General features: G+C 65.0%; 15 protein-coding genes and 1 pseudogene. 10 read left to right on the forward strand and 6 right to left on the reverse strand.

Annotated elements, in window-relative coordinates; genetic code table 11:
* Window positions 1-292 precede the first annotated feature (292 nt).
* Entirely contained in the window at window positions 293-1,105 is an 813-nt protein-coding gene (locus EN780_RS03750; RefSeq protein WP_128272180.1) for an alpha/beta hydrolase, read from the forward strand.
* 3 nt (window positions 1,106-1,108) lie between these two features.
* Here EN780_RS03750 and EN780_RS03755 read toward each other — a convergent pair whose 3' ends face one another.
* The gene (locus EN780_RS03755; RefSeq protein ID WP_127285332.1) at window positions 1,109-1,411 is read right to left on the reverse strand and encodes a BolA family protein; all 303 of its coding nucleotides are present in this window, start codon (window positions 1,409-1,411) and stop codon (window positions 1,109-1,111) included.
* 135 nt (window positions 1,412-1,546) lie between these two features.
* Here EN780_RS03755 and EN780_RS03760 point away from each other — a divergent pair, with 135 nt between their 5' ends.
* From EN780_RS03760 to EN780_RS03780, 5 genes are all read left to right on the forward strand, one after another.
* Window positions 1,547-2,167: a J domain-containing protein gene (locus EN780_RS03760; RefSeq protein WP_127285333.1), complete on the forward strand. Its 621-nt coding sequence runs from the start codon at window positions 1,547-1,549 to the stop codon at window positions 2,165-2,167.
* Between the two features lie 122 nt (window positions 2,168-2,289).
* Window positions 2,290-3,276, forward strand: a complete 987-nt coding sequence (gene cobS, locus EN780_RS03765; protein WP_127285334.1) for a cobaltochelatase subunit CobS — start codon at window positions 2,290-2,292, stop codon at window positions 3,274-3,276.
* A gap of 60 nt (window positions 3,277-3,336) precedes the next feature.
* Window positions 3,337-5,235, forward strand: a complete 1,899-nt coding sequence (cobT, locus tag EN780_RS03770; RefSeq protein ID WP_128272182.1) for a cobaltochelatase subunit CobT — start codon at window positions 3,337-3,339, stop codon at window positions 5,233-5,235.
* Window positions 5,232-6,254: an esterase-like activity of phytase family protein gene (locus tag EN780_RS03775; protein ID WP_128272184.1), complete on the forward strand. Its 1,023-nt coding sequence runs from the start codon at window positions 5,232-5,234 to the stop codon at window positions 6,252-6,254. Before cobT ends, EN780_RS03775 begins: the two co-directional genes overlap by 4 nt.
* Window positions 6,251-7,690 (forward strand): calcium-binding protein, encoded by a 1,440-nt coding sequence (locus EN780_RS03780; protein ID WP_128272186.1) that lies wholly within the window; start codon window positions 6,251-6,253, stop codon window positions 7,688-7,690. Before EN780_RS03775 ends, EN780_RS03780 begins: the two co-directional genes overlap by 4 nt.
* A 67-nt stretch (window positions 7,691-7,757) precedes the next feature.
* Here the strand turns inward: EN780_RS03780 and EN780_RS03785 are convergent, their stop codons facing one another.
* The 3 genes from EN780_RS03785 to rpmB form a co-directional block, all read right to left on the reverse strand.
* Window positions 7,758-8,438 (reverse strand): hypothetical protein, encoded by a 681-nt coding sequence (locus EN780_RS03785; protein WP_128272188.1) that lies wholly within the window; start codon window positions 8,436-8,438, stop codon window positions 7,758-7,760.
* 28 nt (window positions 8,439-8,466) lie between these two features.
* Entirely contained in the window at window positions 8,467-9,147 is a 681-nt protein-coding gene (locus EN780_RS03790; protein WP_128272190.1) for a queuosine precursor transporter, read from the reverse strand.
* 86 nt (window positions 9,148-9,233) lie between these two features.
* The gene (gene rpmB, locus EN780_RS03795; RefSeq protein WP_127286026.1) at window positions 9,234-9,530 is read right to left on the reverse strand and encodes a 50S ribosomal protein L28; all 297 of its coding nucleotides are present in this window, start codon (window positions 9,528-9,530) and stop codon (window positions 9,234-9,236) included.
* A gap of 240 nt (window positions 9,531-9,770) precedes the next feature.
* Between rpmB and EN780_RS03800 the strand changes: the two are divergent.
* The 3 genes and pseudogenes from EN780_RS03800 to EN780_RS03810 all read left to right on the forward strand — a co-directional run bounded on the left by EN780_RS03800 (window position 9,771) and on the right by EN780_RS03810 (window position 12,161).
* A pseudogene (locus tag EN780_RS03800) lies at window positions 9,771-10,577 on the forward strand (DUF3108 domain-containing protein).
* A 28-nt stretch (window positions 10,578-10,605) separates the two neighbouring features.
* On the forward strand, window positions 10,606-11,493 hold the full coding sequence (locus EN780_RS03805) for an EamA family transporter (RefSeq protein WP_128272191.1): 888 nt from the start codon (window positions 10,606-10,608) through the stop codon (window positions 11,491-11,493).
* Window positions 11,490-12,161, forward strand: coding sequence for a lysoplasmalogenase family protein (locus EN780_RS03810; RefSeq protein WP_128272193.1), 672 nt, complete (start codon window positions 11,490-11,492; stop codon window positions 12,159-12,161). The genes EN780_RS03805 and EN780_RS03810 overlap by 4 nt, the downstream gene beginning before the upstream one ends.
* Before the next feature lie 54 nt (window positions 12,162-12,215).
* Here EN780_RS03810 and EN780_RS03815 read toward each other — a convergent pair whose 3' ends face one another.
* Both EN780_RS03815 and gloB read right to left on the reverse strand, forming a co-directional pair.
* Window positions 12,216-12,641, reverse strand: a complete 426-nt coding sequence (locus EN780_RS03815; RefSeq protein WP_128272195.1) for a cupin domain-containing protein — start codon at window positions 12,639-12,641, stop codon at window positions 12,216-12,218.
* Window positions 12,642-12,663: 22 nt separating this feature from the next.
* The gene (gloB, locus tag EN780_RS03820) at window positions 12,664-13,431 is read right to left on the reverse strand and encodes a hydroxyacylglutathione hydrolase (RefSeq protein WP_127286022.1); all 768 of its coding nucleotides are present in this window, start codon (window positions 13,429-13,431) and stop codon (window positions 12,664-12,666) included.
* 199 nt (window positions 13,432-13,630) lie between these two features.
* On the opposite strand from gloB, the gene EN780_RS03825 reads away from it, so the two are divergent.
* A partial coding sequence (locus tag EN780_RS03825; RefSeq protein WP_128272197.1) for a methyltransferase domain-containing protein occupies window positions 13,631-14,300 on the forward strand: 670 nt, incomplete at its 3' end.

The raw sequence follows: 14,300 nt of genomic DNA on the forward strand, positions 1-14,300 counted from the left end.
ATTGAAGAAGAAACGTGCAATCTGGCGTTGACCTCCGGAAGGCATCCGATGTTGCCGAAATGCCTGCCTAGAGAATAACGTGGTGATTGCCCGGCGCGCTTCAAGGGCTAACCTCGATTGGTTTTGCATTCGCATCTCGCAAGCCGGAATTCGGAGGCGTGCCGAATGCCCGGATGTCGGGTAAATGCTGTCCAGATCGGCCGCGTTCCAAGGTCAGGCCATTACCGATCGTTAACTGGACGCCTGGGGCGCGCATGTGCACTCTGCCGTCGCAAGGCGGTGGGAGATGGTGATGATCGATCGACGCAGCCTCATCATGGCATCGCTTGCCGCGCTGCTGCCAGCGCGTGCCTCCGCCGCATGGCGTCCGCGCCAGCCCAAGCCGCAAACCGTCGACTACGGGCCGGCCAGGCTCGACATCTACACGCGCGACGGCTTCAGGGACCGTCCTGTCGTGTTCTTCATCCATGGCGGTGCCTGGCGGCTCGGCAACCGCAACAATGTCAACGCCAAGCCCGGCTTCCTGCTCGACAACGGCTTCCTGTTCGTCTCGATCGATTATCGCATGCTGCCTGGCGCCGATGTCGCCACCCAGGCGGGCGACGTCGAGAAGGCCTATGCCTATGTGCGCGCCAACATCGCCCGGCATGGCGGCGACCCCGACCGCATCGCGGTGATGGGGCATTCCGCCGGCTGCCACCTTGCCGCGCTGACCGGCCTGCGCGGCGGATTGCCCGGCGTCGCCGCGCTGGTGCTCGACGACACCGAAGCCTATGACATCGAGGCACTGGCCAAGGCGCAGGGCGGCAGGCTGCGGCCGATCTACGCGCAGGCCTTCGCCGATCCGGCGCAATGGCGCGCGCTGTCGCCCGCCACCTATATCGGGAGCGGCAAGCATCCGCCTGTCTTTGTCGCCTATTCGGACGCACCGATCCGCGCGGTCGTCGCCCATGCCTTCACGGACCGGCTGCGGGCGGCCGGCACCAAGGTCGCGCTGTTCGACGGCAGTGCCTATTCGCACATGGCGATCAACCGCCGGTTCGGCGAGGAGGGCGACGCCCTCACCGGCGCGGTGATGGCCTTCCTAAAGGAGACGGTCGCCTGAGACTTACCAGCGCGTCTGTTCGCCCGGCGCCGCCGGCTCGATCGCCAGCGCATGGACGCCGGCGTTCAGCTCATCGGCCAGCAAGGCGTTGACGGCGCGGTGGCGCTCGATGCGGCTCATGCCGGCAAAGGAAGGCGAAACGATGCGGACGCGGAAATGCGTCTCGCCGCTGCCGTCAAAGGCGCCATGATGGTCGGAGCCGTGATGGTGATGGCCGGCGTGAAGGTGGCTCTCATTGATGATGACCAGCCGCTCCGGCGAGAATGCCGCCTTCAGCTTGCTTTCCATCGTCGACTGTATGGACATTGGACCTTCCCTTCACCACATGACGGCAGAGCCGCAAAATCCGCATTTTCGACCGCTTTTAAGCCGCGATTCAGCGGTTAGGGCGATCATCGCCGAAATGTCAATTCTTGTTTCGCACGTGCGAACAGCCCATAAATGGGTGAGATGAAGCCGTATCCCAAATATTTCGAAAAAATCCGCATCCGGCCGGAGAAGGATGCGGAGCTGAAGTCGCGCGCGCCGATCTGCCAGTGGGACGGCTGCAAGGAGGCCGGCACCCATCGCGCGCCGGTCGGACGGCTGAAGGAGGGCGAGTATTTCCGCTTCTGCTTCGACCATGTGCGCGAATACAACAAAGGCTTCAACTACTTCTCGGGCGTGCCGGACACCGAAATCGCCCGCTTCCAGAAGGAAGCGCTGACCGGCCACCGGCCGACATGGAAGATGGGCATCAATGGCGGTTCGACGCGTTCGGCGCCGGACTTTGCCCAGCAGCGCTCCGGCCGCGCCGGCTACTACAACCGCATGCGCGACCCTTTCAACCTGTTCAACGACCCGAAGAGCCCGCGCGAACGCAAGGCCAAGCCGCTTGAGGCCAAGGCGCTGGAAACGCTTGGTCTTGATACAAAGGCGACTGGCAAGGATATCAAGGCGCGCTATAAGGAACTGGTCAAGCGTCACCATCCGGATGCGAATGGCGGCGACAGAGGTTCGGAAGACCGGTTCCGCGATGTGCTGCAGGCCTATCGCGTGCTCAAGCAGGCGGGTTTGTGCTGAGCGACCCCACGGTTCGTGTCGCTTTCCAACTTTCATAAGGTTGGAAAAGGCTCTAAGACCGCCCCCGAACAAAATCGATTGCCGGCGAAATCAGCCATTCGCCTGTGGAGACGTGGATAGAGATGAACAAGGTCGACCGCGACATCGCCAACCTGCCCGATACGACAGTGTCGGTGAAGGACAAATTCGGCTTCGATTCCAAGATGGTGGTGCCGGCCTATTCGGTGTCTTCCGAGCATGTGCCGGACGTCGATCCCGACTATCTGTTCGACAAGAACACGACGATGGCGATCCTCGCCGGCTTCGCCTACAATCGCCGCGTCATGGTGTCGGGCTATCACGGCACAGGCAAGTCGACCCATATCGAGCAGGTCGCCGCCCGCCTCAACTGGCCCTGCGTGCGCGTCAACCTCGACAGCCATGTCAGCCGTATCGACCTGGTCGGCAAGGACGCCATCGTGGTCAAGGACGGGCTGCAGGTCACCGAATTCCGCGACGGCATCCTGCCCTGGGCCTACCAGCACAATGTCGCGCTGTGCTTCGACGAGTATGACGCCGGCCGCCCGGACGTGATGTTCGTCATCCAGCGCGTGCTGGAATCCTCGGGCCGCCTGACGCTGCTCGACCAGAGCCGTGTCATTCGCCCGCACCCGGCGTTCCGGCTGTTCTCGACCGCCAACACGGTCGGCCTTGGCGACACCACCGGCCTCTATCACGGCACCCAGCAGATCAACCAGGCGCAGATGGACCGCTGGTCGATCGTCACCACGCTGAACTATCTGCCGCACGATAACGAGGTGAACATCGTTCTGGCCAAGGCCAAGCACTACCGCGACAGCAAAGGCAAGGACATCGTCAACAAGATGGTGCGGGTCGCCGACATGACGCGCTCGGCCTTCATCAATGGCGACCTGTCGACGGTGATGAGCCCGCGCACGGTGATCACCTGGGCCGAGAACGCCGAAATCTTCGGCGACATCGGCATGGCGTTCCGGCTGACCTTCCTCAACAAGTGCGACGAGCTGGAGCGTTCGGTGGTCGCCGAATTCTACCAGCGCGCCTTCGGCGAAGATTTGCCCGAATCCGCCGCCAACGTGGTGCTGGGGTAAGAGCATGGTTCCGGAAGGTCGTATGACTTTTCGGCCGACACCATGCTCCAGGGATGATTGATGGCGGGTCCGGGCGACAATACGCGCAACAAGCCGAAGAACGGGTCTGAAGCCGATAGCTTCAAGCGCTCGGTGACCGTCTGCATGCGCGCCATTGCCGGCGACAAGGACCTCGAGGTCGGTTTCGCCAAGGACCGACCGGCGCTCGCCGGCAGCCGCGCCCGGCTGCCCGAACTGCCGAAGAAGGCCTCGAGGGCCGATATCGCCATCACCCGCGGGCTCGGCGATTCCATGGCGCTGAAGCGCGCCTGCCACGATCAGCGCATCCACAACAAGCTGGCGCCGGAAGGCAAGCTGGCGCGCTCGATCTACGACGCGGTCGAGCAGGCCCGTGTCGAGGCGATCGGCAGCCGCGCCATGCAGGGCGTCGCCGACAATATCGGCTCGATGCTGGAGGACAAATACGCCAAGGCGAACCTCGTCGACGTCAAAGACAAGGCCGACGCGCCGCTCGAGGAGGCGGTGGCGCTGATGGTGCGCGAGAAGCTCACCGGCCGCGCCGTGCCCAGGAGCGGCGAGCGCCTGGTCGATCTGTGGCGCCCCTGGGTCGAGGAGAAGGCCAGCGCCGATCTCGACGGCCTGTCGGCCAAGCTCGACGACCAGCAGGCTTTTGCCCGCATCGTGCGCGACATGCTGGTCTCCATGGAGATGGCCGAGGAGCTCGGCGACGACCAGGAGAGCGAAGACACCGAGGACAATGACGACAACGAGCCGCAGGGCGAGGAGCAGAGCGAGGAGGGCGGCGAGGACGATTCCGGCTCCGAACAGTCGCAGTCCGACGACGCCGAGGCGTCCGACGATGACGAGCAGTCGGCCGAGACGGAAGCGTCCGACGCCACTGCCGACGACCTCTCCGACGAGGACGATTCCGACGCGGAGACGCCCGGCGAGGCGCGGCGCAACGACAATCCCTTCACCAACCTGCCGAAGGAGATCGACTACAAGGTCTTCACCACGGCTTTCGACGAGACGGTCGGCGCCGAGGAATTGTGCGAGGAAGAGGAGCTCGACCGGCTGCGCGCCTTCCTCGACAAGCAGCTTGCCAATCTTTCCGGCGTCGTCGGCAGATTGGCCAACCGGCTGCAACGCCGGCTGATGGCGCAGCAGAACCGCTCGTGGGATTTCGACCTCGAGGAAGGCTATCTCGATCCGTCGCGGCTGGTGCGCGTCGTCATCGATCCGATGCAGCCGCTGTCGTTCAAGCAGGAGCGCGACACGAAATTCCGCGACACGGTGGTGTCGCTTGTGCTCGACAATTCCGGCTCGATGCGCGGCCGGCCGATCACCGTCGCCGCCACCTGCGCCGACATCCTGGCGCGCACGCTGGAGCGCTGCGGCGTCTCGGTCGAGATCCTCGGCTTCACCACCCGCGCCTGGAAGGGCGGGCAGGCGCGCGAGAAATGGCTGAAGGACGGCAAGCCGCCGAACCCCGGCCGGCTCAACGATCTGCGCCACATCATCTACAAATCCGCCGACCATCCGTGGCGGCGGGCGCGGCGCAATCTCGGCCTGATGATGCGCGAGGGCCTGCTCAAGGAAAACATCGACGGCGAGGCGCTGCTTTGGGCGCATAGCCGGCTGATCGGACGGCCGGAGCAGCGCAAGATCCTGATGATGATCTCCGACGGCGCGCCGGTCGACGATTCCACGCTCTCGGTCAATCCCGGCAACTACCTGGAGCGGCATCTGCGCGCGGTCATCGAGCTGATCGAGACGCGGTCGCCGGTCGAGCTTCTGGCCATCGGCATCGGCCATGACGTCACCCGCTACTACCGCCGTGCCGTCACCATCGTCGATGCCGAGGAACTGGCCGGCGCCATGACCGAGCAGCTGGCTTCGCTGTTCGGCGAGGAAAGCGCCCGCGAGATGCGGCGTGGCGGTCTGCGGCGCGCCGGATGAGGATCTCGGGGCGGAGCTTGCGGCGTGTGGTTCTGGCTGCCTGCGCGCTGGCCGGCATGCTGTCGCCGGCCATCGCCGCCGGTCCGGCTTCCATCGAGCCGGTCGAGATCTCGGCACGGCCGATCAACCAGTTCCACATCGGCCACGACGACAGGAAGTTCGGCCCGCTCGAATTCGTCGGCGGGCTGGAGATGACCTCGCCGTCGCGCGATTTCGGCGCGCTGTCGGCCTTTCGCTTCCTGAAGCCCGGCGGAGATTTCATCGGCGTCGCCGACACCGGCTTCTGGTTCTTCGGCACCGTGGCGCACGATGCCGACAAGCGGCCGTCGGGCCTCCAGAATTTCCGCATGCAGCAGATGATCGACCAATCGGGGCAGCCGATCGAAAGGAAATGGGAAGTCGACGCGGAAGGCCTCGCGGTCAAGGATGGCATCGCCACGGTCGGCTTCGAGCGCAACCAGCGCGTCGCCCAGTTCAAGATCGATCCGGACAAGATGAAGGCGCCGTTCAAGGAGCTCGACTATCTGGTGCCGGCCCGGGAGCTGCGCCAGAACCGCGGCTTCGAGACCGTCACCCACGCCAATCCCTACGGCCAGCACGAAGGCGGGCTGGTCGTGGTGTCGGAAAAGAGCCTCGACAAGGCCGGCAACATCTATGCCGCGATCATCGAAGGGCCGAACAAGGGCGTTTTCACCGTCAAGCGCAACGGCGATTTCGACATCACCGACGGCGCCTTCCTGCCAGATGGCGACCTGCTGCTGCTCGAACGCAGCTTCTCGATGGCCGGCGGCGTGAAGATGCGGCTGAGGCGCATCTATGGCGAAAGCGTCGAGAAGGGCGCCGTCGCCGACGGTCCGGTGCTGCTGGAAGCCGACATGGGCTACCAGATCGACAATATGGAAGGGCTCGACGTCTGGACCCGCGACGACGGCGCTCAGATGGTGTCGCTGATGTCGGACGACAACCACTCGATCCTGCAGCGCAACCTCTACCTGGAATTCATCCTGCACGAGGATTGAGCCGATACCGGATTTCTGCCCGACCCGTCCGCCATGCACGGTTTGGTAACCTCGAGCGGCGAAACTCGGATGCAATCCTGGGTTTCAGTCTGGCGGCGCCGTTCTGGAATCGCGCAACCGGTTCCGGGCTCATGACGACCGTCCCATCCATATCGCGACATCAGGTAGCCCTGCAATTGCTGCAAAGGGGCGAACCCGGTGAGGCGCCGCAACCAGTCGGTCTGCTGACCGAGGGTCCGAGCCTTCGCAGCGGCGACAGCGCCCAGCAAAGCGCGCTGGAAAGGATCGTCAAGCTGTCGATTGAAGGGGCCTGGAGCAGCGGCGGCTATCTTGTCGTCATGCCCGTCAACGCAGAGTTCATCGAAACCGGATCCGGCAACGACACGGTCGACATTACCTCGTCCGGCGACGACACCGCGCCGAACTACGTCTCCCTCGGAGACGGAAACGATCGGCTCGATCTGGTGGCCACCGAGGACGCAACTTCAGACTATTGGCAGGGCAGCACGACGGCAGGCGCCATGGCGCTGAAGGCATCCAATGCCGTCAACCACGAAATCTCGGTCTTCGTGCCAAGCGGTCGCGGCATCTTCGCCGGCGCCGGCAATGATGTCGTCAACATTGCCGCCGGACGCGATGTCTATAACGTCTCGGCCGGCGAAGGCGACGACGCGCTCGCCGTTTCGGCGGGACGGGATATTTCGGGAGTCTGGGGCGGCGACGGGCGCGATGTGCTTTCCCTTGCGGGTGGAGTGAACATCGACAACGTTACCGGCGATGCCGGCGACGACATCATCACCGTTGCGGCGGGCAATGAAGCGCGCAGTATTTCAGGCGGCCAGGGCCAGGACATCATCACTGTCGCCGGGCAAAGCGTCGGTGACATTTCCGGTGGCCAAGGCTCCGACATCATCACTGTCGCGAGCGGGCAGGCCGTCTTCGGCATCCGTGGAGACGATGGTGATGATGCCATCACGATCGCCGCCGCCAAGGTCGATCAGGTCGAGGGCGGCCGCGGCGACGACACCATCACGATCAACGCAGGCACCGCCGCCGCGATTTCGGGCGGGCTGGGCGACGACAGGATCGATCTCACCGGCACGGACAAAGCCAAGCTGTTCTTCGATCGCGGTGACGGCAACGACGTCGTCCGCGTTGCCGGAGAGACCACGATCGTCTTCGCCGAGCGCTCAATCGACGACGCTGACATCAGCTATGGCGACGGCAAGATCACCATCTCCTTTGCCGACACTGGCGACTCCGTGACCTTGGATTACAGCGCGGCGACGTTGAAAGGACCCGCGCCCGAATTGAGCTTCGAGGACTCAGATCACCTCGAGGTCCGCCGCGAGGCGCCGCATGGCTGGAATGCTTCCACCCTGTACCGATACTTCGATGCCCACGGCGCCGGCGGCTTCTCGCTCACACTGAGATAGGGCGCATTGCCTTTTCACGGTTGGCCGCGGCGGCGAGCTGGCGGCCGGCGCCCGGCGCAGGGTTTCCCTATCGCGCTTCCGGAGCGGTCGCGATCCAGATGACATGGCGGGCGCCACGCTTGCCATGGGCGCGCGCCTTGACCTCCTCGACGGCGAAGCCCGCCTGCTTGAGGCGGCGCGTAAAGCCGCTGTCGGGGCCCTGCGACCACACCGCCAGCACGCCGCCGGGGCGGAGCGCGGCGCGTGCCTGGCCGAGGCCGGCGGCGCCGTAGAGCGCGTCGTTGCCCTTGTAGACGATACCTTCCGGGCCGTTGTCGACATCGAGCAGGATGGCGTCCCAGGCCGATTTCCCGGCGCCGATGACGCGCCCGACATCGCTTTCCTGGATGGTGACGCGAGGGTCGTCGAGGCAGCCGTCGAAAATGCCGGCCATGGGACCGCGCGCCCAGGCGACGACGGCCGGCACCAGTTCGGCGATGGTGACGCTTGCGTCAGGACCAAGTTCGGCAAGGGCGGCGCGCAGCGTGAAGCCCATGCCCAAGCCGCCGATCAGGATTTTCGGCTGCTGGTGACCGGCGATCCTTTCGCAGGCGAGTTTTGCAAGCGCCTGCTCGGAGCCGCTGAGACGGCTGTTCATCAGCTCGTTGGTGCCCAGCATGATGGAAAATTCAGTACCGCGCTGCTTCAGGCGCAATTCCTGTCCGCCGTCCGGCGTCTTCGCCGAATCGAGCTGGACCCAAGGGATCAATGCCTGATTCCACTTTTTGGAATCATGGCTACGTAGCCAGCGCCGGCTGGCTCCAGCGGGCGGCGAGCAGCCGGTAGGGGATCAGCGCCACCACGGCGATGATCAGCTTCACCGAGAGGTCGCCCAGCGCCCAGGACACCCAGCGCATGGTCTCGACCGGCAGCACACCCAACAACGGCGCCGCCTCCAGCGCGAAGCTGTCGTTCGGGCCGGCAAAGGCGAAAGCGGCGGAGAAGGCGACGCCGAAGAAGACGACGGTGTCGAACACCGAGCCGACCAACGTGCCGACGATCGGCGCCCGCCACCAGCTCTGCCGGCGCAGCCGGTTGAACACGGTGACGTCGAGCAGTTGCGCGGTGAGGAAGGCGGCGCCGGAGGCGGCGGCAATGCGCACCAGCCGGTCGGCGGCGGTCTCGAATTCGATCAGGCCGTGGCGGAACAGGAAGGGCGGGACGAGGATCGAGCAAATCACCGCCGTCATGAAGCCGACAAAGACGATCCTGCGCGCCACGGTCGGGCCATAGCGGCGGTTGGCAAGGTCGGTGACAAGGAAGGAAAAGGGGTAGGTGAAGGCGCCCCAGGTCAAGATGTCAGCCAGCGACAGGCCACCGATCTGACCCTGCATCGGGAACTGCACGAGGATGTTGGAGGCCACGACGACGAGCGCCATGGCGGCCACGAAGGGCAGATATCGCGAGACGGAATTCATTTTTTTATCCTGGGTAATGGAACCAGCGGAATGTCATGCCGAATCCGCACGACACTCCTGCGAAGGCGGTGTCCCGCCAGAAACTGTTAAGCCGCGGCCTGCTCGGCGAGCTTCTTGGCGATCTGCTTCTTCAAGAGGCGGGCGCGCTGCGACAGCTCCTTGGCGTCGGCCTTGGCCAGGAAGGCGTCGAGCCCGCCGCGGTGCTCGACCGAACGCAGCGCGTTGGCCGAAATGCGCAGGCGCACATTCTGGTTCAGCACTTCGGAGATCAGCGTCACATTGACCAGGTTCGGCAGGAAGCGGCGCTTGGTCTTGTTGTTGGCGTGGCTCACATTGTTGCCGGTCTGGACTGCCTTGGCAGTGAGCTCGCAGGTGCGGGACATGATTCTAACCTTCAGTTCTCGGTCGGCCAAACCATTCGACCCGCGCCAGGCGGCGCGCGGTCTCGGTCAGGCGGCCTTATGGAAAAAGTTGGCGTTCCATAGTGGCATTTCACCGGCGCGTCAAGCTCCGGCCAGCCAGCCATATTCCATATAAAGGCCGGATTTCACCCTATAAGCCAGCCTCATAGGGACATGCCAGCCAGGAATTGCCCGTTTCCCGGCTGAAAATCGAGGACCGCCATGCTTCGCCCCCCTGTGCTTCATCTGTCATATGCCTTCGCCGGCTTGCTGGCTGTCGCCTTGCCAACGGCAAGTTTCGCCGCCGCCGCGCCACAATCTTTCAAGGGCGAGTATACGGTGTCTTTCCTCGGCCTTTCAGTGGCCAGGGCGACATTCTCGAGCCGCTATGACGGCGACAATTACGCGATCAACGGCACTGTCTCGGCGGCGGGCCTCGCCAAGCTGTTCGACGACACCAAGGGCACGGTCTCGTCCAAAGGCACGATTTCAGGCAAGCAGATGCGGCCACAGGCCTTCCGCGCCGATTACACGTCTGGCAAGAAGGCCTCGGTGGTCGACATCCGCTTCGCCAATGGTGCGGTGACCTCGACCGAGGTCGTCCCGGCGCCGAAGAAGCGCGATCCCAAGAGCTGGGTGCCGCTTGGCGCGGGCGACCTGAAGTCGGTCCTCGATCCGATGGCGGCGACCGTCATCCACGCCGACAGCCTCGATCAGGTCTGCGGGCGCACGGTCAAGTTCTACGATGGCGAGATGCGCGCCAATCTGACGCTGACCTAGGCCTCGAAAGTGTCGATCTCGGTGCGCGGATACAAGGGCGACACGGTGACCTGCCGGATGGGGTTTGAGCCGGTGGCGGGGTACCGCAAGGGCCGCAAGGCGCTGAATTTCCTCAAGGACCGGAGCCGCATGATGGTGACGTTTGCACCGCTCGGCCAAACCGGCGTATATGCGCCGATCCGCGCCACGGTCGGGACCCAGATCGGTCCGCTGACCATCAGCGCCGGACGGTTCGAAGCCATAAACTAGGCGCGTTTGCGCGCCGCCGGAGACAGGCATGGGGCGCGCAACATTGATCGGCTTCTCGGCGGTCGCCATGTGGTCGTTGCTGGCGCTGTTGACCGACGCGTCCGGCGAGGTGCCGCCGTTCCTGCTGTCGGCCATCACCTTCGCCATCGGCACCTGCGTCGGGCTCGCCGCGCGGCTGGTGATGCCAGCCGCCGACCGCAGCGAAAAGATCCCGCCGCAGGTCTGGGTGATCGGCATTGCCGGGCTGTTCGGCTACCATTTCTTCTACTTCACCGCGCTGCGCAACGCGCCGGCGGTGGAGGCGAGCCTGATCGCCTATCTGTGGCCACTGCTGATCGTGCTGGGCTCGGCGCTGATGCCGGGCGAGCGGCTGGCCTGGAACCACGTCGTCGGCGCGCTGCTCGGCCTTGCAGGCACGGTCCTCATCGTCACCAAGGGCGGCGGCCTTGCCTTCGACGCGCGCTATGCCTTCGGCTACGCGATGGCCGGTGTTTGCGCCCTCCTGTGGTCGTCCTACTCGCTGTTGTCGCGGCGTTTCCCATCGGTGCCGACCTCGATCGTCACCTGGTTCTGCGCGGCGACGTCTGTGCTTTCGCTGGCCTGCCACTTCCTGCTTGAGCAGACGGTGCTTCCCGTCGGCAATGGCCAGTGGCTGGCCGTGCTCGCCCTCGGGCTGATGCCGGTAGGGGCCGCCTTCTACGCCTGGGACATCGGCGTCAAGCGCGGCAACATCCAGGTGCTGGGCGCGGCGAGCTACGCCGCGCCGTTGCTGTCGACGCTGGTGCTGATCATTGCCGGCGTCGCCGAGCCGTCGTTGCGCATCCTCGCCGCCTGCGTGCTCATCACCGGCGGCGCGGCACTTGCCGCGAAGTCGCTGTTGCTGCGCAAGGCGGTCACGGGTGAGGCAAACGCATGATGCCGTTTCCCGGCGGCATCGATGCCAATGCCAATGCGACGCTGGTGTTCTCGCTGGTGGCGGCGGTGATCTACGCTTTCACGCTCAACATGCCGCCGAGCCTCGCCCGCTCGGCGGCAAAGACGCTTGCCGTCGCCATGCTAGCGGTGCTTGCCGTCATGCAGGGTGGCCCGCTTCTGCTCGTCGCGGCGCTCGCGCTCAGCGCCGTCGGCGATGCCTTCCTGTCGCGCGATGGCGAGAAGGCCTTCCTCGGCGGGCTCGCCAGTTTTCTTACGGCGCATGTCCTCTACGTTCCGCTGTTCCTGCAAAGCGGCGGCGGGCTAGGCCTGCTCGGCGCCGAATCCTGGCGCGGCGCGATCGCGCTCGCCATGGCGGCATTCGCGATCGTCATGCTGGCCGCGCTGTGGCGCCGTGTCGGCCCGAGCCTGCGCCTGCCGATCGCTGTCTATGTCGCGGCGATCCTCGCCATGGGGATTTCGGCGCTTACCACCAGCAATAGCCTGGTGATCGGCGGTGCCATACTGTTCATGGCGTCCGACGGGCTGCTCGCCGCCGAAAAATTCCTGCTCGCCGCCATCTCGCCGCACCGCGTCTGGATGCGCTACGCGGTCTGGGCGCTTTACTACGCCGCGCAGGCGGCGATCAGCTTGGGTTTTCTACTCGGCTAAGGGGTTGTTGATCGCGCATGATCTTTTCCGAAAACCGGTAACCACTTTTCGGGATCATGCTTGCGGCTGCCAGCCCGGCTCGGCCAGCTCGAAGGCGGCGAAGTCGAAGCCCGGCGCCACGGTGCAGCCGACCAGCGTCCATTCGCCGAGGCTGCGCGCCGACTGCCACCAGCCGGCCGGCACCACGATCTGCGGCCGCTCGCCGGCGGCAAGGGCGATGCCCAGCACCTGCTCGATCACGCCGCTGCCTTCCTCATGCATCGACAGCGCCAGCGGCGCGCCGGCATGGAAGTGCCAGACCTCGGCCGCGTCCGTGACCCGGTGCCAGGCCGAGAGCTGATCCTCTTCCAGAAGGAAGTAGATGGCTGTCGAATGGCCGCGCGCGCCTCCGGTGCCATCACGAAAGGTCTCGGCATACCAGCCGCCCTCCGGGTGCGGCTTCAGGCCGAGCGTGGCGATGATTTCGGCGGCACTGGTCATCGGCCGGAAGCTAGCACGGGGCTCAGAAATTGTCCTTGCGCTTGCGGATATCGGCGAACACCTCGGCGTCGGTGGCCGTCTCCATGCCGAGATGCTTGCGGATCGCCGGGTCGTGCCAGCGAAGGAACGGATTGGTCGACAATTCCTCGCCGATCGTCGTCGGCAGCGTCGGCTTGTCGTCGGCGCGCAGCGCCTCGATTCGGGCGGCGCGTTCCTTCAGGGCCGAATTGGTCGGATCGACGGTGAGCGCGAAGCGGGCGTTGGAAAGGGTGTATTCATGGCCGCAATAGACGACCGTCTCGGCCGGCAGCGCCGCCAGCTTCTTCAGCGAATCGTACATAACCGGCGGCTTGCACTCGAACAGCCGGCCGCAGCCCAGCGCAAACAGCGTGTCGGCGGTGAAGGCGACTTTCGAGGCCGGCAGATGGTAGGAGACATGGCCGGCGGTGTGGCCGGGCGTGGCGATGACGTCGATCCGTTCCTCGCCGAGGTGGATGACGGAGCCTTCGCCGACCGTCTCGTCGATGCCGGGGATTTTCTCCTTTTCCGCTTCCGGCCCGATGATGCGCAGCTTGAAGCGTTCCTTCAGCGCCAGATTGGCCTCGACATGGTCGACATGGTGGTGAGTGGTCAGGATCAGCGTCGGCGTCCAGCCGGTGCGCTGGATGGCGGCCAGAATCGGCGCCTCCTCTGGTGCGTCGATGATGGCGGTCTGGCCGCTCGTGGGGTCACGCACCAGCACGCCGAAATTGTCGCTGCGGCACATGAACTGTTCGATTTCGACCGGCATCGCGTCTCTCCACTAAAGCGCCGTGCGTCCAATTGGACGCACAAAGGACGCTCTAAGCTGTTTATCTGCTGCATCGCGCTTTCCGAAATCGAAACCGATTTCGGGCCGATGCAGTTGTCGCCGCAGACATAGGGCGCTTGGGCGCCGATGTCATCCGCCTTTGTTGAACTTGCAATGCTTCGAAGCTACCGTCCCGGCCATGCATTCCGATATCGTCGACCTCCGTTCCTTCTATTCGACCACGCTGGGGCGCCTCGCCGAGCGCTCGATCACCATGGCGCTGTCCTCGATCTGGGCGGCCGTGCCAAACGAGCGGCTGGTCGGGCTCGGCTACACCCTGCCGTGGCTGGAGCGGTTCGGTGCCGACGCCGAGCGGGTCTTCGCCTTCATGCCGGCAACGCAGGGCGCCGTGGTCTGGCCGGCGACCGGTCCGACAGCGACCGCGCTGGTCTTCGACGAGGAATTGCCGCTGGTCGATTCCTGCATCGACCGTGTGCTGCTTGTCCATTCGCTCGAGCATGTCGAGAACCCGCGCGAGACGCTGAACGAGATCTGGCGCGTGCTGTCGCCCGCCGGCCGCGTCGTCATCGTCGTGCCCAACCGGCGCGGCGTCTGGGCGCGTTTCGAGCACACGCCGTTCGGCAACGGCCGGCCGTTCTCGCGCGGCCAGCTGACCGAATTGCTGCGCGAGGCGAATTTCACCCCGGCGGCATGGTCCGACGCGCTGTTCTTCCCGCCGTCGCCGCGGCGCTTCATGATGCGCTTCCACAACATGCTGGAGCGCGCCGGCCGGCGGTTCTGGCCGATCTTTTCCGGCGTCATCGTGGTCGAGGCGCAGAAGCGGCTCTACCAGGGCGTGCCGGTCGTGC

The sequence above is a fragment of the Mesorhizobium sp. M4B.F.Ca.ET.089.01.1.1 genome (assembly GCF_004022605.1).
Taxonomy (GTDB): domain Bacteria; phylum Pseudomonadota; class Alphaproteobacteria; order Rhizobiales; family Rhizobiaceae; genus Mesorhizobium; species Mesorhizobium abyssinicae.

What these genes read in the sequence shown, in the direction of transcription:
- EN780_RS03750 (WP_128272180.1), top strand. Translation starts at nt 293, where the DNA reads ATGATCGATCGACGCAGCCTCATCATGGCATCGCTTGCCGCGCTGCTG.
- EN780_RS03755 (WP_127285332.1), bottom strand. Translation starts at nt 1,411, where the DNA reads ATGTCCATACAGTCGACGATGGAAAGCAAGCTGAAGGCGGCATTCTCG.
- EN780_RS03760 (WP_127285333.1), top strand. Translation starts at nt 1,547, where the DNA reads ATGGGTGAGATGAAGCCGTATCCCAAATATTTCGAAAAAATCCGCATC.
- cobS (WP_127285334.1), top strand. Translation starts at nt 2,290, where the DNA reads ATGAACAAGGTCGACCGCGACATCGCCAACCTGCCCGATACGACAGTG.
- cobT (WP_128272182.1), top strand. Translation starts at nt 3,337, where the DNA reads ATGGCGGGTCCGGGCGACAATACGCGCAACAAGCCGAAGAACGGGTCT.
- EN780_RS03775 (WP_128272184.1), top strand. Translation starts at nt 5,232, where the DNA reads ATGAGGATCTCGGGGCGGAGCTTGCGGCGTGTGGTTCTGGCTGCCTGC.
- EN780_RS03790 (WP_128272190.1), bottom strand. Translation starts at nt 9,147, where the DNA reads ATGAATTCCGTCTCGCGATATCTGCCCTTCGTGGCCGCCATGGCGCTC.
- rpmB (WP_127286026.1), bottom strand. Translation starts at nt 9,530, where the DNA reads ATGTCCCGCACCTGCGAGCTCACTGCCAAGGCAGTCCAGACCGGCAAC.
- EN780_RS03805 (WP_128272191.1), top strand. Translation starts at nt 10,606, where the DNA reads ATGGGGCGCGCAACATTGATCGGCTTCTCGGCGGTCGCCATGTGGTCG.
- EN780_RS03810 (WP_128272193.1), top strand. Translation starts at nt 11,490, where the DNA reads ATGATGCCGTTTCCCGGCGGCATCGATGCCAATGCCAATGCGACGCTG.
- EN780_RS03815 (WP_128272195.1), bottom strand. Translation starts at nt 12,641, where the DNA reads ATGACCAGTGCCGCCGAAATCATCGCCACGCTCGGCCTGAAGCCGCAC.
- gloB (WP_127286022.1), bottom strand. Translation starts at nt 13,431, where the DNA reads ATGCCGGTCGAAATCGAACAGTTCATGTGCCGCAGCGACAATTTCGGC.